The sequence below is a fragment of the Streptomyces sp. NPDC086835 genome (assembly GCF_044745705.1).
In the GTDB taxonomy this organism is placed as follows: domain Bacteria; phylum Actinomycetota; class Actinomycetes; order Streptomycetales; family Streptomycetaceae; genus Streptomyces.
Map to the genome: position 1 here is coordinate 160,626 of NZ_JBIVAU010000001.1, position 24,133 is coordinate 184,758.

21 protein-coding genes and 1 tRNA gene are annotated in these 24,133 nt (G+C 71.3%); 14 read left to right on the plus strand and 8 right to left on the minus strand.

The features are described from left to right. The first annotated feature begins 87 nt into the window (after positions 1–87). Together ACIPJI_RS00715 and ACIPJI_RS00720 are read left to right on the plus strand one after the other, a co-directional pair. Complete coding sequence (locus ACIPJI_RS00715) at positions 88–822, plus strand: DJ-1/PfpI family protein (RefSeq protein WP_402244701.1); 735 nt, start codon at positions 88–90, stop codon at positions 820–822. 231 nt (positions 823–1,053) lie between these two features. Beyond that, positions 1,054–2,700: a phosphodiester glycosidase family protein gene (locus ACIPJI_RS00720; RefSeq protein WP_402243731.1), complete on the plus strand. Its 1,647-nt coding sequence runs from the start codon at positions 1,054–1,056 to the stop codon at positions 2,698–2,700. A 245-nt stretch (positions 2,701–2,945) separates the two neighbouring features. Here ACIPJI_RS00720 and ACIPJI_RS00725 read toward each other — a convergent pair whose 3' ends face one another. Further along, the gene (locus ACIPJI_RS00725) at positions 2,946–3,965 is read right to left on the minus strand and encodes an SEC-C domain-containing protein (protein WP_307706609.1); all 1,020 of its coding nucleotides are present in this window, start codon (positions 3,963–3,965) and stop codon (positions 2,946–2,948) included. A gap of 250 nt (positions 3,966–4,215) precedes the next feature. Between ACIPJI_RS00725 and ACIPJI_RS00730 the strand changes: the two genes are divergently transcribed. Next, positions 4,216–4,941: a class E sortase gene (locus tag ACIPJI_RS00730; RefSeq protein WP_402244703.1), complete on the plus strand. Its 726-nt coding sequence runs from the start codon at positions 4,216–4,218 to the stop codon at positions 4,939–4,941. A gap of 69 nt (positions 4,942–5,010) precedes the next feature. Here the strand turns inward: ACIPJI_RS00730 and ACIPJI_RS00735 are convergent, their stop codons facing one another. After that, positions 5,011–6,102, minus strand: a complete 1,092-nt coding sequence (locus tag ACIPJI_RS00735; RefSeq protein WP_402243732.1) for a sugar ABC transporter substrate-binding protein — start codon at positions 6,100–6,102, stop codon at positions 5,011–5,013. 305 nt (positions 6,103–6,407) lie between these two features. Here ACIPJI_RS00735 and ACIPJI_RS00740 point away from each other — a divergent pair, with 305 nt between their 5' ends. Together ACIPJI_RS00740 and ACIPJI_RS00745 are read left to right on the plus strand one after the other, a co-directional pair. Continuing rightward, the gene (locus ACIPJI_RS00740) at positions 6,408–6,725 is read left to right on the plus strand and encodes a DUF6412 domain-containing protein (protein WP_307706607.1); all 318 of its coding nucleotides are present in this window, start codon (positions 6,408–6,410) and stop codon (positions 6,723–6,725) included. Between the two features lie 83 nt (positions 6,726–6,808). Further along, positions 6,809–7,546, plus strand: a complete 738-nt coding sequence (locus ACIPJI_RS00745; protein ID WP_402243733.1) for a YidC/Oxa1 family membrane protein insertase — start codon at positions 6,809–6,811, stop codon at positions 7,544–7,546. A gap of 28 nt (positions 7,547–7,574) precedes the next feature. Here the strand turns inward: ACIPJI_RS00745 and ACIPJI_RS00750 are convergent, their stop codons facing one another. Then, positions 7,575–7,910 (minus strand): YnfA family protein, encoded by a 336-nt coding sequence (locus ACIPJI_RS00750; RefSeq protein ID WP_307706605.1) that lies wholly within the window; start codon positions 7,908–7,910, stop codon positions 7,575–7,577. Positions 7,911–8,217: 307 nt separating this feature from the next. Between ACIPJI_RS00750 and ACIPJI_RS00755 the strand changes: the two genes are divergently transcribed. Beyond that, complete coding sequence (locus ACIPJI_RS00755; RefSeq protein WP_402243734.1) at positions 8,218–9,075, plus strand: fumarylacetoacetate hydrolase family protein; 858 nt, start codon at positions 8,218–8,220, stop codon at positions 9,073–9,075. A gap of 86 nt (positions 9,076–9,161) precedes the next feature. Here the strand turns inward: ACIPJI_RS00755 and ACIPJI_RS00760 are convergent, their stop codons facing one another. Continuing rightward, positions 9,162–9,650, minus strand: a complete 489-nt coding sequence (locus ACIPJI_RS00760) for a heme-degrading domain-containing protein (RefSeq protein WP_402243735.1) — start codon at positions 9,648–9,650, stop codon at positions 9,162–9,164. Beyond that, positions 9,647–10,738 carry a Gfo/Idh/MocA family oxidoreductase gene (locus ACIPJI_RS00765; protein WP_402243736.1) on the minus strand — a complete coding sequence of 364 codons (1,092 nt, stop codon included), beginning with the start codon at positions 10,736–10,738 and terminating at the stop codon, positions 9,647–9,649. The genes ACIPJI_RS00760 and ACIPJI_RS00765 overlap by 4 nt, the downstream gene beginning before the upstream one ends. Positions 10,739–10,806: 68 nt before the next feature. Here ACIPJI_RS00765 and ACIPJI_RS00770 point away from each other — a divergent pair, with 68 nt between their 5' ends. The 6 genes from ACIPJI_RS00770 to ACIPJI_RS00795 all read left to right on the plus strand — a co-directional run bounded on the left by ACIPJI_RS00770 (position 10,807) and on the right by ACIPJI_RS00795 (position 16,566). Continuing rightward, complete coding sequence (locus ACIPJI_RS00770) at positions 10,807–11,967, plus strand: ROK family transcriptional regulator (protein WP_356622057.1); 1,161 nt, start codon at positions 10,807–10,809, stop codon at positions 11,965–11,967. A 132-nt stretch (positions 11,968–12,099) separates the two neighbouring features. Then, positions 12,100–12,987: a hypothetical protein gene (locus tag ACIPJI_RS00775; protein WP_402243737.1), complete on the plus strand. Its 888-nt coding sequence runs from the start codon at positions 12,100–12,102 to the stop codon at positions 12,985–12,987. A 152-nt stretch (positions 12,988–13,139) separates the two neighbouring features. Continuing rightward, positions 13,140–13,919 carry an HAD-IIA family hydrolase gene (locus ACIPJI_RS00780; protein ID WP_159691710.1) on the plus strand — a complete coding sequence of 260 codons (780 nt, stop codon included), beginning with the start codon at positions 13,140–13,142 and terminating at the stop codon, positions 13,917–13,919. A gap of 93 nt (positions 13,920–14,012) precedes the next feature. Continuing rightward, on the plus strand, positions 14,013–14,675 hold the full coding sequence (locus ACIPJI_RS00785; RefSeq protein WP_402243738.1) for a hypothetical protein: 663 nt from the start codon (positions 14,013–14,015) through the stop codon (positions 14,673–14,675). A gap of 2 nt (positions 14,676–14,677) precedes the next feature. Next, on the plus strand, positions 14,678–15,373 hold the full coding sequence (locus ACIPJI_RS00790; protein WP_356621954.1) for a class F sortase: 696 nt from the start codon (positions 14,678–14,680) through the stop codon (positions 15,371–15,373). A 173-nt stretch (positions 15,374–15,546) separates the two neighbouring features. Then, on the plus strand, positions 15,547–16,566 hold the full coding sequence (locus tag ACIPJI_RS00795) for a glycoside hydrolase family 6 protein (protein ID WP_307706598.1): 1,020 nt from the start codon (positions 15,547–15,549) through the stop codon (positions 16,564–16,566). A gap of 64 nt (positions 16,567–16,630) precedes the next feature. On the opposite strand, the gene ACIPJI_RS00800 is transcribed toward ACIPJI_RS00795, so the two are convergent. From ACIPJI_RS00800 to ACIPJI_RS00810, 3 genes are all read right to left on the minus strand, one after another. Next, positions 16,631–18,583, minus strand: coding sequence for a galactose oxidase-like domain-containing protein (locus ACIPJI_RS00800; RefSeq protein ID WP_402243739.1), 1,953 nt, complete (start codon positions 18,581–18,583; stop codon positions 16,631–16,633). Continuing rightward, positions 18,580–20,535: a glycosyltransferase gene (locus ACIPJI_RS00805; RefSeq protein ID WP_402243740.1), complete on the minus strand. Its 1,956-nt coding sequence runs from the start codon at positions 20,533–20,535 to the stop codon at positions 18,580–18,582. The genes ACIPJI_RS00800 and ACIPJI_RS00805 overlap by 4 nt, the downstream gene beginning before the upstream one ends. A gap of 471 nt (positions 20,536–21,006) precedes the next feature. After that, positions 21,007–21,080, minus strand: a tRNA-Lys gene (locus ACIPJI_RS00810). A gap of 198 nt (positions 21,081–21,278) precedes the next feature. Between ACIPJI_RS00810 and ACIPJI_RS00815 the strand changes: the two genes are divergently transcribed. Together ACIPJI_RS00815 and ACIPJI_RS00820 are read left to right on the plus strand one after the other, a co-directional pair. Beyond that, positions 21,279–22,574, plus strand: coding sequence for a peptidoglycan-binding protein (locus ACIPJI_RS00815; protein WP_402243741.1), 1,296 nt, complete (start codon positions 21,279–21,281; stop codon positions 22,572–22,574). A 71-nt stretch (positions 22,575–22,645) separates the two neighbouring features. After that, positions 22,646–24,034: an SPFH domain-containing protein gene (locus tag ACIPJI_RS00820; protein ID WP_402243743.1), complete on the plus strand. Its 1,389-nt coding sequence runs from the start codon at positions 22,646–22,648 to the stop codon at positions 24,032–24,034. The last annotated feature ends 99 nt before the right edge of the window (positions 24,035–24,133 follow it).

The following is a 24,133-nucleotide window of genomic DNA, read 5'->3' on the forward strand; positions in this document are numbered from 1 at the left end:
TCTTCACGGAGGACTCCCTTGCCCCCCTTGCACAGGCGAAATCTGCTCCGGTCCGGTGCCGCCGCGGCGATCGGCGGTGCCGGCCTCATGGGTGCCGCCGCCACTCCGGCGAGTGCCGCAGTGTCCGCAGGCTCCCCACCGGCGCCCTCGTCAGCACCCGCAACCGCAACCGCAACCGCAACCGCAGCCGCGACCGCTCCCGAACCCGTGGACGCCCGTCCGCGCCGTGAGCCGTTACGCGTCCACACGGTGCTGTACGACGGCGTCGAGGAGCAGGACTTCGCGGGCCACATCGAAGTCTTCGGGATCGTCGGGGAAGAGCGCATCGCGCAGACCTTCGTCACCGCCGACGGACCCCGCACGGTGAAGACGTCCGCCGGTATGGAGGTGGTCTGCCGTGCTCCCTGGTCGCCCCGCTCCGCCGACCTGATCGTCGTGCCGGGCGCCGGATACGGCGAGGGTTCCGGCCTCCAGCGAGAGGTGCGGCGCGGTGTTCTGCCCCGCGCCCTGAAGGCGGCCCGGCGCCCCGGCCTGATCCTCGGCGGGGTGTGCACCGGCACCATGCTCCTCTCCGCCGCGGGGATCACCACCGGACGCCCCTGCACCACGCACCACATCGCCACGGAGGACCTCCAGGCGCAGGGCGGCCGCGTCGTCGGGGGCCGGGTCGTCGACGACGGCGACCTGGTGACGTGCGGCGGGGTCACATCGGGCATCGACCTCGGCATTTGGCTGCTCGAACGGTTCTACGGCCCTGAGGTGGCGTTGTTCGCCGAGGAGGTGCTCGAGTACGAGCGCCGCGGGACCGTGTGGCGCACGTAACCACTGAGCCCTGGCCGCCTCTTGGGCCCGCCGGCCGCATCGGCCCCACCGTACGGTGCGGACGGCGGGCCGGCGCGCGGTGAACGCGGGCGGCCCGCCCGCTCCGTATCCGTCCGCATTCATCTGCAGGAACAAGTGCCTTCAACCGAGCAGCTGCGGGAGTTGTGCCCCGGGACATCTGGCGGTAATTGACTGTCCCCGCCGTACAGTTCCGACGATTGAAGGACGATCATGCAGCGAAAGTCCCTCTCCATCCTGGCAGCGGCTGCGGCAGTTGTGGGCGCGGCCGTGGTCGTGCCCGGCGCGGAGGCATCGCCGCCGCCGGGCTCCGTCTCCGCCGGGGCAGCCGCCGCGGCACCGGCGTCCCCGGCGGCGCCGACCGCAGTCTCCGGCGCCCGTTCCGCGACGCCGTCACTGCTCCTCGGTGCCGCGTCCGAGACCACCACCGTGAGACCGGGTGTGACGCTGACCTCGATGTCGTTGGGGAGGCGTGACGCCGACGACCACTGGACCGTGCACGTGTACCTGCCGGCGACCGTCGACGGGCCGCTCAAGAGCGCGGGTACGGCGCTGGGTTCGAGGGCGATCGCCGATCGCGTCGCCGACGCGGTCCGGGACAAGGGCTTCGCCCCGCGAGTGGAGCGGGTCGTGATCCCCGCCTACGCCGACCGGCCCGCCGGGACGCTGGGATGGACCGTGCGGGTCGGACGGTACGCGGCCGAGGCGGACGCGGCGGCCGTGCTGAACCAGGTCAGGGCGGCCGGGTTCGCGGGCGGCACCCGTTACACCGCGCAGGACGGCAACGACATCGGCGCACCGCAGAAGGTGCACGTCATGCGCGTGGACTTCCGCACGTTCGACGGCACTGTGGGCACCGACTTCGGACCGGCGCTGAACGGTACGGAGAAGCTGACCGACCTCATGGCCGCGACCGGCGCGATAGCCGGAGTCAACGGCCAGTGGTTCTACAACAACGCCCCCGGCGGTCTGTACGTCAAGGACGGCAAGCTGCTCGGCTCCGCGACGCAGGGCCGGGGCGGCGTGAAGATCACCCGCGGGGGCCGGTCGGTCGACGTGGACACCTTCACGGCGCATGTGACGCTGCGGGCCGGTGGTGAGACGGTCGAGATCGACGGGGTCAACCGGGTGCCCGGCGACGTCTGGAACTGCGGTGGTGTGGGTGGCGACCTGCCCACCGAAAAGCCGCAGCACGACCTGCGGTGCACCGACAGCAGCGAACTCGTACGCTTCACACCGGAGTTCGGCAGGACGCCGACCGGCGCCGGGGCCGAGGTGGTCCTCGACGCGACGGGCAGGGTGACCGCGGTGAACACCTCGCGCGGTGCGGCGGTGCCCGCGGACGGGTCGATTGTTCAGGCCATCGGGGACCGTGCCGGCTGGCTGCTCGAGCACGCCCGGGTCGGCACGAGGCTGACGGTCACCGAACGGGTGGAGGACGGCCGGGGCCGCAGGGTCGCGCTCACCCCGGACACGACCATCCTCCAGGTCGGCCCGACCCTGGTGCGGGACGGGAGGGTCTCGGTCAACGCCGCGGCGGACGGGCTGATCCGCGAGGGCACGGACCAGACCTTCACCTACAACTGGACCGTGCGCAGCAACCCGCGTTCGATGATCGGCGTCGACGGGCAGGGCCGGATGATGCTCGTGGTCGTCGACGGCCGGCAGGCCGGCTACAGCGAGGGCCTCGGCATCGCGTGGACCGCTGAGCTCATGAAGGCCCTCGGCGCGCGTGAGGCGATGAACCTCGACGGCGGGGGATCCAGCGTCATGGCGACCGCGGGCTCCGGAGTCGTCAACCGGCCGTCGGACGCCGCCGGTCAGCGTTCGCTCGGCAACGTGCTGCTCGTCCGCCCCTGACCCACCGGCCACCCGGGTCCGGACCCGGATCGAAACCGTACCCGGACCTGGACCTGGACCGGGACGGGCCCGGACCGAACCGGAACGGACCGGTTCGACGGACCCGGCCCCGTCACCGCACCACGAGCGGGCCGTGGCACCGACCACCCCGGTCGGTGCCACGGCCCGCTCGTCGCCGTTCGTCGCTGTGCGTACGCGGTGGCACGACGCCGACGAGGCGGCGCGCCACGCATCCCGACCGCGGGCTACAGCTCCGGCACCCCGTGGCACTGTCCGTACGTCCGTCCCGATCCGCACCAGCAGGCCGTGCCCTTCGGCGGCGGCCAGGCCACCGCGCGGCCGCGGGCGGCCAGCGTGGTCGCGTATTGGGGCAGGAGGTCCGCGTTCGCGGGGGAGGACTGCTCGGAGGCGGCGAAGGCCTCGTACGAGGGGACCGTCGCCGTCACGATCCCCAGGTTCTGCGTGCCCGTCGCAGACAGGTCACGCAGGGAGGCCTCGATGTCCGTGAGGTGGGCCCGGTGGGTCGGGTACTCGGACTCGAGCTGCGGATACGCCTCGAGGAGTTCGTCGAGCTCCGCCTCCGGCCAGTGGAGGACCGCGACCGGGAAGGGGCGGGACAGGGCCGAGCGGTAGGAGCCCAGTTCGGAGCGGAGCCGGGCGATCTCGGCCTTCAGCTCTGCGGGGTTGTCGGAGCCGAGCGCCCACAGGCGCTTCGGGTCGTGGAGTTCGTCGAGGGAGACGTCGGGGGTGTGGCCGGAGTGGACCCGGTCGGCCAGGGAGTCCCACTCGTCGTGGGGGCGGCCCAGCAGGCGGCGGACGCGGTGCCGGCCGGAGAGGAGGGACCGCGTCGCATAAGGGACGTCGTCCTCGCCCTCGGTGAGGAGGATCGACAGCGCCGTCGAGAAGCACTCGTGGGAGGCCTCGAGCTCGTCGTGGTTCTCCAGCGTCTCGGCGACGATCTCCCACGGCGCGGCCTCCGTCGGCGCGGCGGAGCGGATGCCGTCGATCAGGGCGCGGGCCTCGGCCTCGTGACCGTACTCCCAGAGGTTGGCGGCCTGGAGGGCCTTGACCAGCAGCGGGTGCTCGGGGTGCTCGGACGCCAGCAGGCGGTCGTAGAGGGTGGAGGCACGGCCGCGTTCACCGGCGAGTTCCAGGTGGGCTGCGGCCTGGAGGAGCAGCGGTTCCGCGTCCTCCGGATACTGCTCGGCGGTACGCAGCAGGCGCTCGGCTTCGGCAATGTGGTCAGCAGGCGTGTCGGGGCGCATGCAGCACACCGTACTGCTGTACGGGCCACGGCAGGGGGCCGACCCGATTCCGCCCCCGGGCACGGCCAGGGCCGGACCCGGTGCCGGGTGCACCCGGTCCGAGCGGGCCGGAACGCTGGTGAGTTGAAGACGTCCGCCCTACCCTGCGCCCGTGCGGAGGCGGTGGGAGCGGCAGCGGTCACGGCCCCGGGCTGCGCGCCGGACGGGGACACGGCAACTCTCGCCGGTACGGGGACGGCGGCAGCGGCGCCTGCGGCTCGCCCGGCTGCTGTGGACCGCCGCGGAGGTGGCCGTCACGTTCGGCGTCGTCGTGCTGCTCCTCGTGGTCCACCAGTTGTGGTGGAGCAACCGGCAGGCCGGACAGGGCGCGGCGCGGCAGGTCCAGGCACTGGAGCGGCGCTGGGAGCGCGAGGCTCCGGATCCCGTGCCGGTGCCGGTGCCGGTGCCGGACGAGACGGGACAGGAGCCCGGCGCAGCGGACGGGGCCGGCCCGGAGCCGGAGCCCCGGTCGGCCCGCCCCCGCCGGGACCAGGCGTACGCCGTCCTGCGGATACCCAGCCTCGGTGTCGTCGCGCCCGTCGCCGAGGGCGTCGCCAAGCGGGGCGTCCTCGACAAGGGGTACGTCGGGCACTACCCGCGGACCGCCCAGCCCGGCCGGGCCGGGAACTTCGCCGTCGCCGGGCACCGCAACACCCACGGGGAGCCCTTCCGCCGCATCGACCGGCTCCGTCCCGGCGACACCGTGGAGATCGAGACGCGCGACGCGGTCTACGTGTACGCGGTGGACAAGGTGCTCACGAAGACCCTGCCCGGTGACACCGGGGTGATCGAGCCCGTCCCGCGGAGCGTGGTGCGCCCCGCCGCCGGGTACGGCGCGGCGGGGCACTACCTGACGATGACGACGTGCACGCCCGAGTTCAGCTCGAGGTACCGGCTGGTGGTGTGGGGCCGGCTGGCCTCGATGCGGCCGCGCTGACCACCGGTCCCGGTGCACGGCGTGATGGCCACGGGCGCGTGACGTACCGACACCCGGGGCGGGGTTCCGCTACAAGAGGCCGAGCTCCTCGCAGGCGTCCGCGAACTCCGGGACGCAGATCTGCTCCACCGTGTAGAGGCCGTCGGCGACGACGGTCTCCTTGATGTTCTCCTTGGTCAGCGCGATGACCGGGATGCGCACGGTGGGGACGGCCTTCTCCGTCGGGGTGTCGATGTCGGTGTGCGCGGCGGCTCCGAGGGACATGTTCCTGGCCAGCAGGATGGCCATCTCGGCGGCGGCGGCGGCCTCCGGCGCGTACTGCTTGTAGACCGTCATGTACTGATCACCGGCGACGATGCGCTGGACCGCCGCGAGTTCCGCGTCCTGACCGGTGACCGGCGGGAGGTCGGACAGGCCGGCGGCCTTGAGCGCGGAGATGATGCCGCCCGCCATGCCGTCGTTGGCGGAGTACACGCCGACGATGGCGTCCTTGCCGAGGGTGGCGATCGCCGCGTCCATGTTGGCCTTGGCGTTCTCCGGCTTCCAGTCCTTGGTGTCGTACTCCAGGCCGACCTCCACCTTGCCGTCGAGCTCGGTGTGGGCGCCCTTCTTGAACATGGCGGCGTTCGGGTCCGTGAGGGCGCCGTTCATCATCACGACCTTGCCGGACCCGGCGTCGTCGCCGAGGGCCTTCAGCAGGGCCTTGCCCTGGATGTGGCCGACCTGTTCGTTGTCGAAGGAGACGTACCCGTCGATCGGTCCCTCGGCGAGGCGGTCGAAGGCGACGACGGGGATGTCGGCCTCGTCGGCCTTCTCGATCGCGCCGGCGATGGCCTTGGCGTCCACCGCGTCGACGATCAGCACGTCGACCTGTTCCTCGATCATCGATTCGAGCTGCTGCGTCTGCAGATCGGCGTCGTGCTTGGCGTTGGCGTAGAGGACCTTGCCCTTGCTGTTGGTGAGCCGGGCTATGCGTTCCTCGATGACCGGCTTGTCGAACTGCTCGTAGCGAGCGGCCTGGTTCTCCGGAAGCAGCAGACCAACAACGATGTCATCGCTCAGCCTCACACCCGGTTCCTCGGTGGTCCCACAGCCAAAGAGCGGTACGACCATCGCGGCCGTGGCGGCTGCGACGGCGGCACGACGCAGAAGTGCGTTCATTGGTTGAATCCAACCTCCCTGACAGGCCGCATCATTTGCAGCCAAGGTGGCCGAAAGCCAACTCTGTGGGTCGAGAAGCGTCAAGACCTGCACAGTTAACGTGACCGCAACGTGATTCTCTGTAATCAACCGTTCAAATAGCTGAGACCGACGCCCATGGCGGGCCGTCCGTCCGGATGCGCACCCCCGGAGACGCCCAACTGGCGCACGGGGGACGGGAACTCGGGAAGGGAGTCGTTCGTCTTCCCGTGTGCGCGAGGCCGGCGCGAGCACGCCCCGGCCGTCACAGACAGAGGGAGGGGCGCATGGCCGGTCGTACGGCTCGGTTGCTGCGGCCCGCCGCGCTGCTGCTCCTGCTGCTGATCGAGATCCTGCTCGTCGACGGCGGCAGCATCTCCGCCGCGCTCGCGCTCGCCGCGACCGCCACCGCCGCCGTGGGATCCGCCCTCCTCGTCTGTGCCGTCATCAGTGCGCGCTGCGCGCCCGTCGTGCCACGCACCCGCGTCCGGACCGCCCTGCGCGACCGCGAGCAGCGCACCGCGTTCCTGCCGCAGCGAGATCCCGATGCCCGGGGGCGTACGCGTCCCCGAGCGCCCGGTCGTCCCCTCCTGACGGCCCTGTAGGCACCACCACGCAGTCCCCGCGCGGGCCGTCATGCCGTCATGTCCTCGTTCCCGGCACGACGAGACCCCCGGAGGGCTCACCCATGTCCGTTTTCGCCACCCTGGTCGAGCAGCTCGCGGAGCTGCTCCGGCCGCTGTTCGCCGCGTCCGCCACCGCCGCCGCGATCATCGTCTTCACCGCGCTCGTGCGTCTCGCCGTCCACCCCCTCTCCCGCGCGGCCGCCCGTGGCCAGAAGGCCCGTACCCGCCTCGCGCCGCAGCTCGCCGAACTGCGCACCAAGTACGGCAGGCACGCCAAGGATGCGGAGCGGCTGCAGAAGGCCACGATGGAGCTGTACGCGCGGGAGAAGGTGTCGCCGCTCTCCGGCTGCCTGCCGAGCCTGCTGCAGCTGCCGGCGTTCTTCCTGATGTACCACCTGTTCTCGAGCACCGAGATCGGCGGAGAACCGAACGGTCTCCTCGGCCACGCGCTGTTCGACGCGCCTCTCGGCGACCGCTGGACGGACGCCCTCGCGCACGGCGGGATGTTCGGCGGGGCCGGTCTCGTCTACGTCGCTCTCTTCGTGATCGTCGCCGTCGTCGCGACCTTCACCTACCGGCGTACCAAGCGGCAGATGGCCGCCGCCCCCATGACCGGCGAACTGATGCCGGGCATGGGGGCGATGACCAAGATCATGCCGCTGCTGTCGTTCGCCACGCTCGCGACCGTCGCCGTCGTACCGCTGGCCGCGGCGCTCTACGTCGTCACCTCCACCACCTGGACGGCCGTGGAACGGGTGTTCCTCTACCGGGACACACCGGTGCCGGTGACACAGCTCTGAACGCTCGGCCCGGGCGGCCGCCGGGGTGTCAGTGGCCGCGCGGCGCGTACATGATGACGGCCATCCCGGCGAGGCAGATCAGCGCGCCGACGATGTCGTAACGGTCGGGCCGGTAGCCGTCCGCGACCATGCCCCAGGCGAGGGAACCGGCGACGAAGACGCCGCCGTACGCGGCGAGGATACGGCCGAAGTTCGCGTCGCTCTGGAACGTGGCGACCACGCCGTACAGGCCGAGCGCGACCACGCCGCCGCCGATCCAGAGCAGGCCCCGGTGCTCGCGCAGGCCCTGCCAGACGAGCCAGGCCCCGCCGATCTCGAGGAAGGCCGCGGCGAGGAAAAGGGCGACCGAGCGTGCGACGGACATGGCACCGACCCTAGCCGGGCGGGGCGGCGACCCTCGCCGGGGGCGGGGCGGGGCGGGACGGGGCGCTTGGCCGGGGCGGGGCGGCGGCCTCGTGCGTCGCGCCGCACGCGCGGCAGCGGGGCCCCCACCGGTCCGGGATCCGGGTCAGGTCCTCCAGGGGCGCGGACCGCTACCCATCGGTAAGGGTCCAGGTTGTGAACAGGGTCTTGCAGGGTGGTCGGACGTCTTGGAGGATCAGCCAATCCTCCGATCCTCCGATGGCCGCACCTATCGGGCCGGGTCCGTACTCGACCAGGGGAGACAGACCATGAAGTTGCTGCGTGTCGGCACGGCAGGCGCCGAGCGTCCCGCGCTGCTCGACCAGGACGGGACGCTGCGCGACCTGTCCGGTCTCGTCACGGACATCGACGGGGCGCTGCTCGCCGACGCCGCCGCCCTCTACCGGATCAGGACCGCGGCCGAGGCCGGTGACCTGCCCGTACTCGACGCGGCCGGGCTCCGCATCGGGCCGCCGGTGGGCCGGATCGGAAAGGTCGTGTGCATCGGGCTGAACTACCACGACCACGCCGCGGAGACCGGGGCCGAGCCTCCGGCGGAGCCGGTCGTCTTCTTCAAGGCCGCCGACACCGTCGTCGGACCGGACGACACCGTGCTCGTCCCGCGCGGCAGCCGCAAGACCGACTGGGAGGTCGAGCTCGCGGTGGTCATCGGACGTACGGCCCGCTACATCGAGCCGGACGAGGACCCGCTGTCGTACGTCGCCGGTTACACCGTGGCCCATGACGTCTCCGAACGCGAGTTCCAGATCGAACGCGGCGGCACCTGGGACAAGGGCAAGAACTGCGAGACGTTCAACCCGCTGGGCCCGTGGCTCGTGACCTCGGACGAGGTGCCGGACCCGCAGGCCCTGGGGCTGCGGCTGTGGGTCAACGGCGAGCTCAAGCAGGACGGCACGACCGCCGACCAGATCTTCCCGGTCGCCGACGTCGTCCGGTACGTCAGCCGGTTCATGGTCCTGTACCCGGGCGACGTCATCAACACCGGTACGCCGGCGGGTGTCGCGCTCGGACAGCCCGAGCCCAAGCCGTTCCTGCGCGCCGGTGACGTGGTCGAGCTCGAGATCGACGGCCTCGGCCGCCAGCGCCAGGAGCTCAAGGACGCCTGAGTCCGCGCGCCCAGGACGGGGGCGCGCGGTGCGGCGGGCGCGGCAGCAGACCGCGCCCGCCGCACCGCGCGGACCGGAGGACGGTGTCACTTGGCGATGAAGCGCTCCAGCGCCTCGACCACCATCGCGTGGTCCTCCGCCTGCGGCAGACCCGACACGGTCACCGAGCCGACGACACCGGCCCCGACGACCGTGATCGGGAACGAGCCGCCGTGCGCAGCGTAGAGGTCCGGATCCAGTCGCGAGGACTCCTCGAACGTGGTGCCCTTGGCGCGGTGGCGTGCCCCGACCAGGTACGAACTCTCGCCGTACCGCTCCACGACCCGCCTCTTGCGGTCGATCCACGCGTCGTTGTCGGCGCTGGAGCCCGGCAGCGCGGCGTGGAACAGCTGCTGCGCCCCGCGGCGGATGTCGATGGCCACCGGAGCCTCGCGCAGGTGCGCCATCTCGACCAGCATGCTGCCGAGCGCCCACGCGTCGGAGTGCGTGAACCGGCGCAGCGTGAGCCGCCGTTCCTGTTGGACGATCTCGTCGACGGTGAGGTGGGGGACCGGCTTCGTCGTGTCCGTGTTCATGCGGTGACCTCCACGGTGACGGTGATCCCTTCACGGGCGGAACGGCGGGCGGCCTCCAGTACGTCCAGGGCGGCCGCGGCCTCCTCCGCGGTGACCGGCGGAGCGGCCTTGTCGCGCACCGCGGCGGCGACCGCCGCGTAGTACGCGGGGTAGTCGCCCGGCACGGTCTCCACGGGAGTGCCCCCGCCCGTCAGCGGCGACTCTCCCGCACCGACCCGGCCCCACATCGACTCCGGCTCCACGCCCCACGGCTCGCCGTCGTCCGGGCGGCGGCCGGCGCGCAGAGCGTCCTCCTGCGGGTCCAGGCCGTACTTCACGTACCCGCCTGCGGAGCCCAGAACCCGGAATCGAGGGCCGAGCTGCGCGGTCGTGGCGCTGGCGTACAGATGCGAGCGGACGCCGTTCGCGTGCGTGATCGCGATGAACGTGTCGTCGTCGGCCTGCGCGCCGGGGCGGCGCACGTCGGACTCCGCGTACACCCGCACCGCCGGGCCGAAGAGGGTCAGCGCCTGGTCCACGACATGGCTGCCCAGGTCGTAGAGGAGGCCGCCGATCTCCTGCGGGTCGCCCGACTCGCGCCAGCCGCCCTTGAGCTGCGGGCGCCAGCGCTCGAAACGGGACTCGAAGCGCTGCACCTCGCCGAACTCGCTGGCCTCGATGAGCCCTCGCAGGGTCAGGAAGTCGTTGTCCCAGCGGCGGTTCTGGAACACGGAGAGCACGAGACCGCGCTCGGCGGCCAGGGCGGCGAGCGCCCGTGCCTCTGCGGCCGTACCGGCGATGGGCTTGTCGACGACGACCGCGGTATCCGCCTCGAGGGCGGCGCGGGCGAGCGGGACATGCGTCTTGTTCGGTGTGGCGACGACCATCAGGTCGAACTCGTCGGCGCGGGCCCACAGACGGTCCGGCGATGCCTCGACGCGGACCCCGGGGAACGCGGCGCGGGCCTGCTCCTGCCGCTCCGGGCTGGAGGTGACGACCGTGTCGAGGACGAGTCCCTCGGTGGCGGCGATCAGCGGGGCGTGGAAGACGGAGCCCGCCAGGCCGTAGCCGATGAGTGCGACGCGGAGGGGAGAGCCGGTACCAGTCATGCCGTCCACTTAAGCAACGGTGTTGCCAAAGTGCAAGCGGGGCGGACAATGGAGGGGTGAACAGGAGCATGGCGGGAGTGGGAGCCAATCTGCCCGCGCTGCGCAGCCACAATGCGGCGCTCGTCCTCGACCTGCTGCGAACAGCGGGGGAGGGCGGCATCAGCAGGCTCGAGCTGGCCGAGGGCACGGGGCTCACGCCCCAGGCCGTCAGCAAGATTGTCGCCCGATTGCGTGAGGAGGGCACGGTCGGGGAGGCGGGCCAGCGTGCGTCGACCGGCGGTAAACCGCGGACAGTGCTGCGCCTGGTGCCCTCGGCGGGGTACGCGCTGGGCGTCCATCTGGACCGCGACGAGCTGACGGCGGTCCTGGTCGACCTCGCCGGCACCCGTGTCGCCTACCGGAAGGTCCCACTGGACCTCGGCGCCGGCACCGAGGCGGTCGTCACCAAGGCGGTGGCCGAGGTCGGGGTCCTGCTGGCGGACGCGGACCCGGCCGGACCCGCCGGTCCCGTCCTCGGTGCCGCGGGTCTGCGGGTGCTCGGGGTCGGCGTCGCCATGCCGGGGCCGCTCGACCACTTCAACGGCGTGACCCAGCGCGTCACCGGGTACCCGCAGTGGGAGGGCTTTCCGCTGCGTGACGTGCTCGCCGGACGTCTCGGGCTGCCCGTCGTCCTCGACAAGGACACCAACGCCGCCGCCCTCGGTATCGCTCTGCGCGGCCCCGGTGACTCCTTCGCCTACCTCCACCTCGGCACCGGGCTCGGCGCCGGACTCGTCCTGGGCGGCGTGCTCTACCGGGGCGCACGCACCGACGCGGGCGAGTTCGGCCACCAGGTGATCCAGCTCGACGGGCCGCTGTGCACCTGCGGCAGACGCGGCTGCATAGAGGTGCTCTGCCTGGAAGCGGTCGCCCGTGGCGACATCGCGGGCGCCGCCCGCGTCCTCGGCGTCGGGGCCACCAACCTCGTGGAACTCCTCGACATCGAGCGGGTCCTCCTGGGCGGCCGTGTCGTCGACGCCGCGGCGGACGAGTTCGTCCAGGGAGTGCGTGCCGTGCTCGCACCGCGCGCCGATGTCCCGGTGACGGCCGCAGCGGGGGACGGCGAGCAGATCGTCGCCGACGGCGCCGCCCAGCTCGTGCTCGCCCCGCTCTTCGGCCGGTCGGAAGCGGTCGCCGCCGTGTCCCAGGAGGGGCCGCAGGCCAATCATCCGGCGCCGGAAATACGCTGACAGGAGGGGCGTTCAGCCGCTGATCGGCCGTACCGGGCCTGCCATGCCCGTGCCGGCGGGCACACATGGCACGGTCCCGGGCCACGCCCGGGCGATCCCGGCAGTACGCGAGCAAGCAAAGGCCTGCCTCTCATGCGAACGCGCAATGCCCTCGCCCTCGGAGCCGCCGCGGCGCTGATCGCGTCCGCGGTGGTCAGCGGCTCCGCCGCCATCGCCGCCCGCGGCCCCCACCGACCGGTCTCCGCCCCGTCCGCCGCGTCCACCACGCCGGCCGGGGACCGGTCCGGCGACCGGCCCGCCGACCGTGCGCCCACCTGCGGCAAGACCTCCGACCCGGTGTTCCCGATCAAGACCCGGCTGCACGGCGGACCCGGGACCGTCCGGGCGGGCTCTGGCTTCCACCCCTGGTCGGTGGACCTCACGAACAGCACCCGCGAGACCTGTCACCGGATCCACCCGGTGCTCGTCCTCACCGCCCAGGACCGGGGACTCACCGAGGACCGCGTCACCCTCGAGTTCTACGACGAGGACGTGGACCGCTGGCGCCCGGTCGTGCTCGAGGAGACCAGCGAGGACGAGATCGTCGGCGTCTTCGACGGCTTCCAGGGATTCGTCGTACCGGCCGGCGGGACGGTCACCGTACGGACAAGGCTTTCGCTCGACGCCGGCACGCCCTCGAACACGGTCACGGTCAACGCCGCCGTCGTGCAGCGCAAGGGGGACGACGGCGACTGGGTGGGGGCGTCGGGGGACCACCGCTTCACCGTCGTGGCGGGAGAGGGGGACCGGTCCACCGAGCCCAGCCCCGCCCGGTCCAGCGCGGACCCGTCCGCCAGCGGGTCGCCGACCCCGGCAACCACGCCCGCCGGGGTGTCGCCGAGCCGTTCCGGTCAGCTCGCCACCACCGGCTCCGGACCGCTCACCCGTATCGGCATCGGGGTCGGCGGCGCGATCCTGCTGGGCGCCGGGGCCCTGGCGCTCCTCACCCGCCGCCGGCGCACCCGGCCGCACCGGCGCTGAGCCACGCCGGCAGCTCGTACCACGTCGGTGCCGAGACGGGCCGCCGACCGTGCGGGTCAAGATTCCAGACATCCTGATTAGGCTGTGCCCAGTCGCCACAGCGCAGTCGCGGCGCCCCAGCACGCACACATGCACCGGCAGGAGTCCGTCTGATGGCAGAGCGCAAGCCGATCGAATCCTGGCTCACCGACATGGACGGTGTCCTCATCCACGAGGGCGTCCCGATTCCCGGCGCCGACGCCTTCATCAAGAAGCTGCGGGAGACCGGGAAGCCGTTCCTGGTGCTCACGAACAACTCCATCTACACCGCGCGCGACCTGCACGCCCGCCTGGCCCGCATGGGTCTCGACGTGCCGGTGGAGAACATCTGGACATCGGCCCTGGCCACCGCGCAGTTCCTCGACGACCAGCGGCCGGGCGGCACCGCCTATGTCATCGGCGAGGCCGGGCTGACCACGGCGCTCCACGACATCGGCTACATCCTCACCGACCACGACCCCGACTACGTGGTGCTCGGCGAGACCCGCACCTACAGCTTCGAGTCGCTGACCAAGGCGATCCGGCTGATCAACGGCGGCGCCCGGTTCATCTGCACCAACCCCGACAACACCGGCCCCTCCGCGGAGGGGCCGCTCCCCGCGACGGGCTCGGTCGCCGCGCTGATCACCAAGGCCACCGGCAAGGACCCGTACTTCGCGGGGAAGCCCAACCCGCTGATGATGCGGACCGGACTGAACGCCATCGGCGCGCACTCCGAGACCAGCGCGATGATCGGCGACCGGATGGACACCGACGTGCTCGCGGGACTCGAGGCCGGCATGGAGACCTTCCTGGTGCTCACCGGCTCCACGACCCCTGCGCTGGTCGACCGCTACCCCTTCCGGCCGTCCAAGGTCGTCGACTCGATCGCGGACCTCGTCGACCGTATCTGAGCAGGTCAGCGACGTCGGTAGGGACCGGCGGCCGGCCCTGCGGATGCGGAAACGACCCAGACGCGTGACTCTGGCGGTATCAGGAGGTTCACGATGCGTACTGGTTCCATAGCTTTCCGTGTGGCAGGGGTGGCCGCCGTGCTGGTCATGGCGCCCGCGACCGCCGCTTTCGCCGGCAACTCCGTGAAGGCCACGGTGAACCCCGCCGCCACCCGGCCCGGCGGCGAGGTCGAGATCCGCGTCGTGGGCTGCCGGGACAGATCCGGCGTCGCCCGGTCCCACGCCTTCGTCGCGGACGCCGAACTGTCGGCGAAGGGCGGGCACGGCTGGCTGACCGGCAGGGCGAAGGTCAGAGCCGACGCCGAGCCCGGCACCTACGCCCTGCGGGTCACCTGCGACCTCCGCGACCACCGGGACGCGGGCAGCGTCCAGGTCGAGCGCCACCCGCACCGGCCGTCCCACCCGGCGCAGCCGTCGCACCCGTCCAGGCCGAGGCCGTCGCACACCGCCGGGCACGAGGAACCACCGGGCCGCCCGTCCCCGAGCGCGTCACGGCCCCACGAATCACCCGTCGCCCCCGTACGGGCCGGCGGAGGCGGCGCCGCCGTGCTCGCCGCCCCGGTCTCGACCGTCGACGCGGAGGACGCCGGGCCCAGCACCCCGCAGACCGTCATCGGCCTCGCCCTCGCGGGTGTGGCCGCCGTCGTCGTGGCCCTGCGCAGCGCCCGCCGCCGCCGGCGGACGGGCGCCGACTAGTCATGTCCGGCGCCGACCGTCCCGCGCCCTCGTCAGCCCCCGCCGCGACCCCCGGCAACGGCCGGCTCGTCACCGGAGTGGCCTGGGCGGTGCTGGTCCTCGGACTGTGGCTGTGGGGGAGCGAGGCCCCGGGCGCGCACCTCGGCAGTTCCGCGCCGACCACCGGCGACATCGCCGCGGTGGGCCGCCCGCCAGGCATACCGATGCCCGCCCCGCACCGGCCGATCGACGCCGCGGAGCCGCGCCGGGTGTCCGTTCCCGCCGTCGGCATCGCCGCGCCCGTCGTGCCTCGCGGCCTCGACGCCGCCGGAGCGGTCGACCCGCCCCCGCTGGACTCGCCGCAGACCGTGGGCTGGTACGGCGACGGCACCGAGCCCGGGGAGCCCGGCGCCGCGCTGCTCGTCGGGCACGTCGACACGGAGACGAAGCCCGCCGTGTTCTACGGGCTGAGCGCCGCCCGGCCGGGCGAGAAGGTCGAGGTGACCCGGGCCGACGGTTCTGTCGCGGAGTTCACCATCGACGACGTCAAGGTCTTCTCGCGCGACCGGTTCGACCCGCAGAAGGTCTACGGCCCGCGTCAGGAGGGCCGGGCCGAACTGCGCCTCATCACCTGCGGCGGCACCTTCGACCGTGTGGCCGGCACCTACACGGCGAACGTCGTCGTGTACGCGTATCTGACGGGCGTCTCCGCGCCCTGACGGACCGCTCCGCCCGCGGCCGGCGGCGCGTGCCGGGTGCTCGTCAGGGTATGCCGACGGCAGCGGGCGGGCTTCCGGAGCGGTGCACGGTGTGTGCCAGGATGGATCGACCGGTCCTGTCCGGGGGGACCCACAGGGCCGGACCGTACGCACTGTGCACCAAGGGGGAGTGGATGTACCGCAGTTTGGTCGGCCTGGGTGCCCGGACGGGAGCGTGCCTGGCCGCCGCGGGAGCGGTGCTGCTGACGGCGGGCTGTTCCTCCGACGGCGACGGCGGCAAGGACGACCGGCCGGTCGTCAGCCAGCAGCCCAAGGGCGACGACCCGTACTGGGTCAACCCGGACGGCAAGGCGGCCCGGCAGGTCGCCGCCTATCGCGAGAACGGCGAGAAGGAGAACGCCGCACTGATCACGAAGATCGCGGAGCAGCCGGCCGGGGAATGGATCGGCCCGGACGACCCGGAGGCGGAGGCCGAGGGCATCACCGAGGCGGCGGCGAAGGCCGACCGGGACGCCGTGCTCGTCCTCTACAACATCCCGCACCGCGACTGCGGACAGTTCTCCAAGGGCGGCGCCGCCGACGGGAACGCCTACCGGGCATGGGTCGACAGCGTCGCCAAGGGCATCGGCGACCGGCGTGCCACGGTGATCCTCGAGCCGGACGCGGTGCTGCACCTGGTGGACAGCTGCACGCCGCAGGAGTTCCACGAGGAGCGGTACGACCTGCTCAAGGGAGCCGTGGAGAGGCTGAAGCAGCAGCCGGGGACGAAGGTGTACCTGGACGCCGGCAACGCGGGCTGGTCCAACCCGGACGCGCTGTACGACCCGCTGAAGCGGGCCGGTGTGGAGCAGGCCGACGGTTTCGCGGTGAACGTCTCCAACTTCTATCCGACCGACGCCAGCAAGCAGTTCGGCAAGAAGCTCTCGGAGAAGTTCGGCGGCAAGCACTTCGTCATCGACACCAGCCGCAACGGCAACGGCCCCTACACGGAGGGCGATCCGGCGGAGAACTGGTGCAACCCGCCCGGCCGTGCGCTGGGTGAGCCCCCGACCACCAGGACGGGCGACCCGCTCGTCGACGCCTATCTGTGGGTCAAACGGCCCGGCGAGTCCGACGGCGACTGCAAGGGCGGCCCCAAGGCGGGCGACTGGTGGCCCGAGTACGCGCTCGAACTGGCCCGGAACACCAAGTAGAGGTACGGGAAGGGGTCCGGCAGCCGGGGACGCGCTGCCGGGCCCTTCCACGTGCAGGGGTCCGTTACGGGACCTCGACCCACACCGCCTCGGACGGTGTGCCGGCCTCGTCCGTCACGAAGAACATGTAGTGACCGGACGGCACGAGTGCCCTGTTCCCGGGCACCGTGATCTCCACGCCGTCCGCGGTCTTCTTCATCTCCAGCGCGATCGAGCGCTGGTCGACGTCGGTGACGTGCGTGACCGCGCTGGGCCGCATCAGCTTCGCCGTCTTCAGCGCCTTCTCGCTCTTGACCTTGAAGGTGCCCTTCTCACCGCGCTCGATCGTCTTCGGGCCGCCGGTCACCTCGGGCCTGCTGTCCCGGTAGAGGTAGGGCGGGGTGTAGATCTCGATGCGCTGCTCGAAGACGCCCGGCCGGGTGTTGGCCTTGTCGGAGAAGAGCGAGTCCGAGCCGAAGATCATGACCCGTCCGTCGGGCAGCAGCACAGAGCCGGAGTGGTAGTTGCGGCCCACGGCCGGGTCGGCGACGCGCTTGTACGTCCCGGTTTCGGGGTCGTACGTGCGTGCCTGGAGCACATTGGAGCCGCCGCGCCCCCGGTAGTCCTCCGAGCCGCCGGTGACGAGCACGGAGTCGTCGGGCAGCAGCGAGGCGCTCGGGTAGCGGGTGCCCTTGTCCAGCGAGGGTCCGTCCTTGAAGCGGGGGTTGTCGGCCTTGAGGTCGACCAGCCGGGACTTCTCGCTCGACTTCTCCGACTCGCCGACCCCGCCACCGCCGATGACCATGAACTTCTGGTCCTGGGCGGGCGGCAGCATGACCGTCGCCGAGGTCTCCATCCGGTCGGGGTCCGACAGGCCGGGAATCTTGGTGAACTTGTTGGTGTCCAGGTCCCAGACGCCCGGGTCGCGGCCCACGTCGGCCGGCCCGTAACCGGCGTTGGAGCCGGAGTAGAACAACTTGCCGTTGTCCATCAGGAAGATCGCCGGATACGTGGGGAACTTCCTGATGACCCCGGTGTACTCCCAGGTCTTCGTCTTCGGGTCGTAGATCTCGTCCTTGCCGGGAACGATCTGACCGATCTCGTCGAGGCCGGAGAGCGAGAGGACCTTGCCGTCCTCGAGGGTGGTCAGCGTGGGATACCAGCGGGCCTCGTTCATGGGGTCGACGGGGACGTACTTCTCCGCGACCGGGTCGAACTCGAAGGCCTCCTTGATGCCCTGGAAGTCCTTCTTGTCGAGGGCGAGTTTCTGGGCGATGCCGTACACGTTGCGCGCGTCGGAGCCCCCCAGTCCCTGCACCCGGTAGTTGTCCTCGGTGCCCGTCTCGTACTGCTTGCCCGACTGCTCGGCCTCGACGTAGATACGGCCGAGGCCCGCCTCGGTGCGCAGGAAGCGGCCGGTCTTCGGATCGAAGACCTTCTTCGCCTTCTCCACCAGGACCGGGTCCTTGGAGACGAACGTCTTGCCGTTCTTCTTCCCGGTGAACTTGGTACCCGCGGGCAGGGTCTTGGGCGCGTCAGGGTCCTCGTTGTGGACGATCATCAGGCCGCCGGCCTTGGTGACGTCGCCCTTGAGCTTCTCGTACCGCTTGGTGCCGCCCGCGACCAGCAGCTTGCCGTCGGGCAGCTGGGTGTGCCCGGCGCAGAACATGTCCTTGGGGGTGGGAATCTTCTTGAACTTGTTCGTCTCCGGGTCCCACAGCACCGACTCGAACTTCTTGGCGTCGAAGTTCTTCTGGTTGTTGCCGGAACCGGCGATCAGCAGCACCTTGCCGGTGTGCAGCAGCGCGGCGTGGATGCTGTTGATCCTGAACTCGGAAGGGACGTCGAGGAAGTCCCAGTGTCCGTTCGCCGCCTTGTACTCCGGCTTGTTGATCTCGTAGTCGTGGTACTGCTCCGAGCCGAAGCGCCAGATGGCGGGCCCGTTGAACCCGGCGACCACCACGATCACCGCCGCGCCGATGGATATTCGGCGGGCGCGGTTCTTGCGGTGGTTCGGCCGCGCGGGCATCGTGCTCATTTCTTACGTCCCCCAAGGGCGATCTGCATGGTCTGGTCCGTGGCCGCTTCGGGACCTGGTCGGGGGTCCGCGAAGTGGGGCCGTTGCTGCGGCACATGAGGGCCGCCGGAGCCGGGCCCGGCCTGGGGCCCGTCTCCCGCGTGTCGTCTCCTGCGCTTCTTCTTCTCCGCGGCGATGCCGTACCGCCAGGCGAAGATCGGCGCGGCCGTGATCAGCAGCGCCAGCGAAGCCCAGGTGATCATCGCCGGATGGTTGTGCCCGAACCAGAACGAAGAGGCGAGCGAGCCTCCGAAGACGGCGATGAAGAACAGGTGGATGCGGAACGTGCCGAACAGGGTGTCGGGGCTGGACGAGTCACCCTTGGGGGTCACCACGAACGAGCTCTTGCGCCGCAGTACGGCGTCCATCAGCGAGCGGGCGTAGATGGGCGCGGAGAGCGCCGACATCACCATGCCGGCGAGGCCGCCGGAGCCCTCCGGCTCGTGCGGCGACACGTTGTGCCGGCGGTTCCAGATGTACAGGCCGATCTGGAGGGCGGAGGCGTTGCCGTAGAGCATCATCCAGATGGCCGGGTCGATCTGCACACCGGAGGCGCCCATGCCCAGGAACAACGCGCAGCTCAGCGCCGCGAGGATCCAGTTGAGGGCGGACATCGGATAGAAGATGATCATCATCGTGTAGTTGAAGAGCTTGCCGGGCGGCAGGGTGCCGAAGCCCTTCCAGTACTGCTTGAGGATCGTCTCGTACGTGCCGCGGGACCAGCGCAGCTGCTGGGTGAAGAAGTCGGTCCAGGCCGTGGGGCCCTCGCCGACGGCCAGTACGTCGGGCGTGTAGACCGAGCGCCACTTGTGGCCGGTGGCCGGGTTCGTGGCACGGTGCATCTCGAAGCCGGTGGCCATGTCCTCGGTGATCGAGTCGTACAGGCCGCCGATCTGTTTGATGGCCCTGATGCGCACGGCGTTGGAGGTGCCGACGAACATCGGGGCGCCGTAGCGGTTGCCCGCCCGCTGGATCAGGGCGTGGAAGAGGAACTGCTGCGACTCGGCGGCCTTGGTGACGAAGGTGTCGTAGTTGCCGTAGACCTGCGGGCCGATGACGAAGCCGACGTCCGGGTCGCGGAAGTAGCCGAGCATCCGCTCCAGGTAGTTGGGCAGCGGGACGTGGTCGGTGTCGACGGAGGCGAAGAAGTCGTAGTCACCGCCGTGCGCCTCGAGCCAGGCGTTGTAGTTGCCGTGCTTGGTCTTCGCCCGGTGCGCGCCCTTCTCCTGGTTCCATCTGGCGACGCCCTTGCGCGAGAAGTGGTGGACACCGAGACGGGCGCAGACCTCCTTGACGGCCGGGTCGTCGCCCTCGTCGAGCAGCCAGACGTGCATCAGACCCCGGTGCCTGATCTTCACCGCCGCCTCGAGGGTCTTCGTCACCATCTCCAGGGGCTCCTTGCCCGGCACGAAGGAGGTGAGGAAGGCCACGCGGGTGCCGGACTCCGGCACCACCGGCACCGGGTCGCGTGCCACCAGCGTCGCGTGGGCGTTGGACAGCACGTTCATCGTCCGGAACAGCTCGATCAGGCCGATCGAGACGAGCATGACGATGTCGAGGACGAGCAGCAGGTCGTTGTCGAGGTTCGGGTCGCGGTCGGTCCAGTGCTGCGGCTGCATCAGCCAGGCGAACAGGCCGAGCGACAGCAGCGGCGCGGCGCCGAGGAGCAGCGCGGCACGTATCCGGTGGGGTTCCTGCGAGAGCAGCGAGCGGTACCGGACCCTGTACGGCCGGTTCGGGTCGGGCTGCGTGAGGGGGCCCGCCAGCCGGCTGTAGTGCTCGTAGTCGTAGCGCGGCAGCGCCTTTCTGGGGCGCAGCCGCGCGGTGGCGGCACGCAGGTGGGCGGGCACCCGCAGCTGTGTGGTCCGCGAAGAGTCTTCCGGCTGCCCGGTGCCGTCCGGCGTCGAGGTCATTGATCATCCCCCCGCACGCGGGGTCGGCGCGTGCTGTGGTCGGTCGTGTCACCTGGGGCCGCAGGATCCCCTGTACCTGCTGTCCCGGGCGTTCAGTGGTGGCTGGCCACCGTTCCTACAGACATGAAACGGTCACCCTTCGGTTGCATGATGCCCGTCGCGTGTTCCGACCGTGACAGGGCCCCCGCCCCTTGCTCCGCGCACCGGAAGCGGCCCCCGAAACCGCGCCCAACTGCCCAAACCGGGCTTCCAATTGGGGTGACCGGCTCCACCATAAGTTCTCGGAGCCCAGTCATGATCGCAAGGGCGAAACGGGCCGTTAACCGATCGTATGCGCGATTTGGAACCCTCTCGGGCCGGAGGTTTCCGACCGGTAGGCATTGGCTGGAAATGATCGTACGCACGGCCAAGGGGGCGCCGATGGTACGACCGAGGCCCCCTCGCCTGTGGCGAGGGGGCCTCGGTTCCGCGTGCGCCGCCAGGGACTCGAACCCCGGACCCGCTGATTAAGAGTCAGCTGCTCTAACCAACTGAGCTAGCGGCGCCTGCTGACCTGGAGAACTCTACCGGAACTCCGGTGGTGCTCCGTGCCGCCGCCCTGGCCGTCGCGAGGACGCGCCACGGCCTGTCGAATCATCCTTTTTAACCTTTGATCCGTCAAAATGCGTTATGTCCATACCGCTGGGACACTGGCGCCCGTGAAACATCGTCAGAAGATCTTGCTGAGTGCGGAGGGGACAGACATGGCTGCCGTACCGGTCTTCGAGGAGTTCGAGCCCGCCGCGGACTGCGACTGCGCGGGATGCGCGCACCGGCGCCGCACGCTCGCCGCCGGGGAACACCCCTCGGCGCAGGGCTGCCGCAGGGCGCTGGTCGTGGTCACCGCCGCCGGGGTCGTCCTGGGAGCCACGGGAACGGGGGCGACGGCGAAGAACGCCTCCCCCGCCGCCGTGCGATCGGGGGAGCGGACCGGGGAGCGGACCGTGGAACCGGGGCCGACCACCGAACAGGGCGGCACCGCGCCGCTGCACGGCCCCGCCGGCCGGCCCACCGCGGCGAAGGCACCGCTGCGCGCCAGCACCCGCGCGGAGATCATCAACCGCGCCAAGAAATGGGTCGACGCCAAGGTGCCGTACAGCATGTCGAAGTACTGGTCCGACGGATACCGCCAGGACTGCTCCGGCTATGTCTCGATGGCCTGGCACCTGGCGAAGAACGAATGGACCGGCAGCCTCGCCCAGTTCGGCGACCGGATCATGCGTGACGATCTCCAGGCCGGGGACATCCTGCTCTTCCACAATCCCGCCGACCCGACGGGCGGCTCGCACGTCACGATCTTCGGCGGCTGGACCGACTACACGCACACCTCCTACACGGCGTACGAGCAGACCAAGCCGCACACCCGCAAACAGGCCACGCCGATGGCCTACTGGAACAACTCCGCCTCCTACGTCGCCTACCGCTACAAGGGCCTCGCCACCGGCGCCGGCGGGGGACAGCGGGAGGCCGCTGCGTTCCCGGGCGTCTCCCGCTTCGGAACGGGCAAGAACAACGCGTCCGTCACGCGCCTCGGCGAGATGCTCGTGGCGCGCGGCGGCAAGCGGTTCTACCGGGTGGGGCCGAATCCGCGCTGGACGGAGGCCGACCGGCGGGCGACCCGGGCCTTCCAGCGCGCCCAGGGCTGGCGCGGCAAGGAGGCGGACGGCCTGCCGGGACCGCACACCTGGCGGCTGCTGGTGAACAAGCAGGGCAGGAACATCCCCGCCAAGAAGCCGGCGGCCAACGGCCCGAACGCCGGTAAGCCGGCCTTCCCTGGGCGCGCCCACTTCCGGCCCGGCCGCTCCAGCGCGTACGTCACCCAACTGGGCAAGCGCCTCGTCGAGCGCGGTTACGGCAAGCACTACACGTCCGGACCGAGCCCGCGCTGGCGCGAGGCGGACCGCCGCAACGTCCAGGCGTTCCAGCGCGCCCAGGGCTGGCGCGGCAAGGAGGCGGACGGCTATCCGGGGCCGGAGACCTGGAGGCGTCTCTTCTCCTAGGACCCCGGTCCCACGGCACCGGGGAGAGCACACCCGACGACACAACAGAGCGACCAGCTAAGGCGGCAGGCATGAACACCACGACGTCGGAGCCGGAGGGCACCGTGCCGTCCGAGAGCCCGCGGCGCAACTTCGTCATCGCGAGCGAGACGACGACCGAGATCCCCGTCCACCTGCTGTTCAGGGACGACACGGCCCCGCTGCGGCCCACCGTCGTGTCCCGGCGGCAGGGCACGGGCGAGCAGCCGAGGGTCGGGGACGAGCCGCCCGCCACGCACGAGCCCCAGCAACGGCAGAGCGCCGAGCCAGGCACCCTCGACCCGCGGACGCAGGTCCCGCAGAAGCCGGACCTGCGGAAGGCCGACGCGCGGAAGGCCGACACGGACAAGCCCGATCCGACGAAGCGCCGGCCCCACGAGCACCTGGACGAGCCCGATCCGCGGCAGCCGCGCCAAGACGGGTCCCGACAGCAGAAGTCAGGAGAGCGGAAGCCAGGACCGCAGCAGCCGGGACCGCGGAAGTCCTCCGCCGCGGCCCGGCAGGTGCCGTCCGTCGATCCGCAGCTCGCCGAGCGCCCCGGACCCGTACTGCCGGGCTGGACGGCGCTCGTCGCGGGCGGCTGCTCGCTCGCCGGGATCGGTGCGGTGATCTGGGGGACCGGGGCGGTGCCGGACGTGCTCGCGGCAGTGTTCGGTCTGACCCCGCCGCCTTACGCGGGCATCGGGATCTGGCTGTGGTGCCTGCTCACACTCGGGGTGATCCTGGCGCTGTTCGCGCTCGGCGGGCTCGGGCGGGGCCAGGTCGGCCGGGCGTGGGTGCTCACGCTCTGCGGCGACTACCGCGGCAGTGTGCGGCGTACCGGGCTGGTGTGGGTCAGCCCGCTGGTGCTGCGCCGGGGGATCGACGTACGGCTGCGGCACTGGCGCAGCGAACCGATGGCCGTCGTCGACGCCGAGGGAACGCCGCTGCGCGCGGTGGTGCTGGTGGTGTGGCGGGTCAAGGACACGGCGCGTGCCGCGCTCGGCGTGGCCGACCACGAGGCGTATCTGCGGGAGCAGGTGGAGGCGGTCACCGCGCGGGTCTTCTCGCAGCTGCCCGCCGACGTCTTCCTCCCGGCGGTGCCGACACTGCGCAACGCGGAGGCGGTCGGGGACCGGCTGGCGAAGACGCTGGCGGCACAGTGCGCGGCGGTCGGGGTCGAGGTCTTCTCGGCGCAGCCGGTGGCCATCGACTACGCGCCGGAGGTGGCGGCCGCGATGCAGCGCCGCCGGGTCGCGGCGATCGACGCCAAGCACCGGAACGCCGTGCTGACTTCGGTGGTGGACGCGGTCGAGGAGACGGTGGGCCGGCTGACCGCGCGTGGTCTGGTCGATCTTGACGACTACGAGCGCAAGGCGTTGGTGAAGGATCTGACCGTTGCCTTCTACACGGGTCGGGCGGGTGCTGTCGAGGCCCCGTGATTGGTCTGGACATCTCCAACTGGCGTCAATACATTGGAACTTGGTCTAGACCGGAACAAGCAATACCGCACGCGTGCAGCAAGTGCCTCGGAACTCCCC

What these genes read in the sequence shown, in the direction of transcription:
- ACIPJI_RS00720 (WP_402243731.1), top strand. Translation starts at nt 1,054, where the DNA reads ATGCAGCGAAAGTCCCTCTCCATCCTGGCAGCGGCTGCGGCAGTTGTG.
- ACIPJI_RS00790 (WP_356621954.1), top strand. Translation starts at nt 14,678, where the DNA reads ATGTCCGGCGCCGACCGTCCCGCGCCCTCGTCAGCCCCCGCCGCGACC.
- ACIPJI_RS00755 (WP_402243734.1), top strand. Translation starts at nt 8,218, where the DNA reads ATGAAGTTGCTGCGTGTCGGCACGGCAGGCGCCGAGCGTCCCGCGCTG.
- ACIPJI_RS00805 (WP_402243740.1), bottom strand. Translation starts at nt 20,535, where the DNA reads ATGACCTCGACGCCGGACGGCACCGGGCAGCCGGAAGACTCTTCGCGG.
- ACIPJI_RS00715 (WP_402244701.1), top strand. Translation starts at nt 88, where the DNA reads ATGGGTGCCGCCGCCACTCCGGCGAGTGCCGCAGTGTCCGCAGGCTCC.
- ACIPJI_RS00765 (WP_402243736.1), bottom strand. Translation starts at nt 10,738, where the DNA reads ATGACTGGTACCGGCTCTCCCCTCCGCGTCGCACTCATCGGCTACGGC.
- ACIPJI_RS00760 (WP_402243735.1), bottom strand. Translation starts at nt 9,650, where the DNA reads ATGAACACGGACACGACGAAGCCGGTCCCCCACCTCACCGTCGACGAG.
- ACIPJI_RS00770 (WP_356622057.1), top strand. Translation starts at nt 10,807, where the DNA reads ATGGCGGGAGTGGGAGCCAATCTGCCCGCGCTGCGCAGCCACAATGCG.
- ACIPJI_RS00820 (WP_402243743.1), top strand. Translation starts at nt 22,646, where the DNA reads ATGAACACCACGACGTCGGAGCCGGAGGGCACCGTGCCGTCCGAGAGC.
- ACIPJI_RS00750 (WP_307706605.1), bottom strand. Translation starts at nt 7,910, where the DNA reads ATGTCCGTCGCACGCTCGGTCGCCCTTTTCCTCGCCGCGGCCTTCCTC.
- ACIPJI_RS00785 (WP_402243738.1), top strand. Translation starts at nt 14,013, where the DNA reads ATGCGTACTGGTTCCATAGCTTTCCGTGTGGCAGGGGTGGCCGCCGTG.
- ACIPJI_RS00815 (WP_402243741.1), top strand. Translation starts at nt 21,279, where the DNA reads ATGGCTGCCGTACCGGTCTTCGAGGAGTTCGAGCCCGCCGCGGACTGC.
- ACIPJI_RS00740 (WP_307706607.1), top strand. Translation starts at nt 6,408, where the DNA reads ATGGCCGGTCGTACGGCTCGGTTGCTGCGGCCCGCCGCGCTGCTGCTC.
- ACIPJI_RS00745 (WP_402243733.1), top strand. Translation starts at nt 6,809, where the DNA reads ATGTCCGTTTTCGCCACCCTGGTCGAGCAGCTCGCGGAGCTGCTCCGG.
- ACIPJI_RS00800 (WP_402243739.1), bottom strand. Translation starts at nt 18,583, where the DNA reads ATGAGCACGATGCCCGCGCGGCCGAACCACCGCAAGAACCGCGCCCGC.
- ACIPJI_RS00735 (WP_402243732.1), bottom strand. Translation starts at nt 6,102, where the DNA reads ATGAACGCACTTCTGCGTCGTGCCGCCGTCGCAGCCGCCACGGCCGCG.
- ACIPJI_RS00725 (WP_307706609.1), bottom strand. Translation starts at nt 3,965, where the DNA reads ATGCGCCCCGACACGCCTGCTGACCACATTGCCGAAGCCGAGCGCCTG.
- ACIPJI_RS00775 (WP_402243737.1), top strand. Translation starts at nt 12,100, where the DNA reads ATGCGAACGCGCAATGCCCTCGCCCTCGGAGCCGCCGCGGCGCTGATC.
- ACIPJI_RS00780 (WP_159691710.1), top strand. Translation starts at nt 13,140, where the DNA reads ATGGCAGAGCGCAAGCCGATCGAATCCTGGCTCACCGACATGGACGGT.
- ACIPJI_RS00795 (WP_307706598.1), top strand. Translation starts at nt 15,547, where the DNA reads ATGTACCGCAGTTTGGTCGGCCTGGGTGCCCGGACGGGAGCGTGCCTG.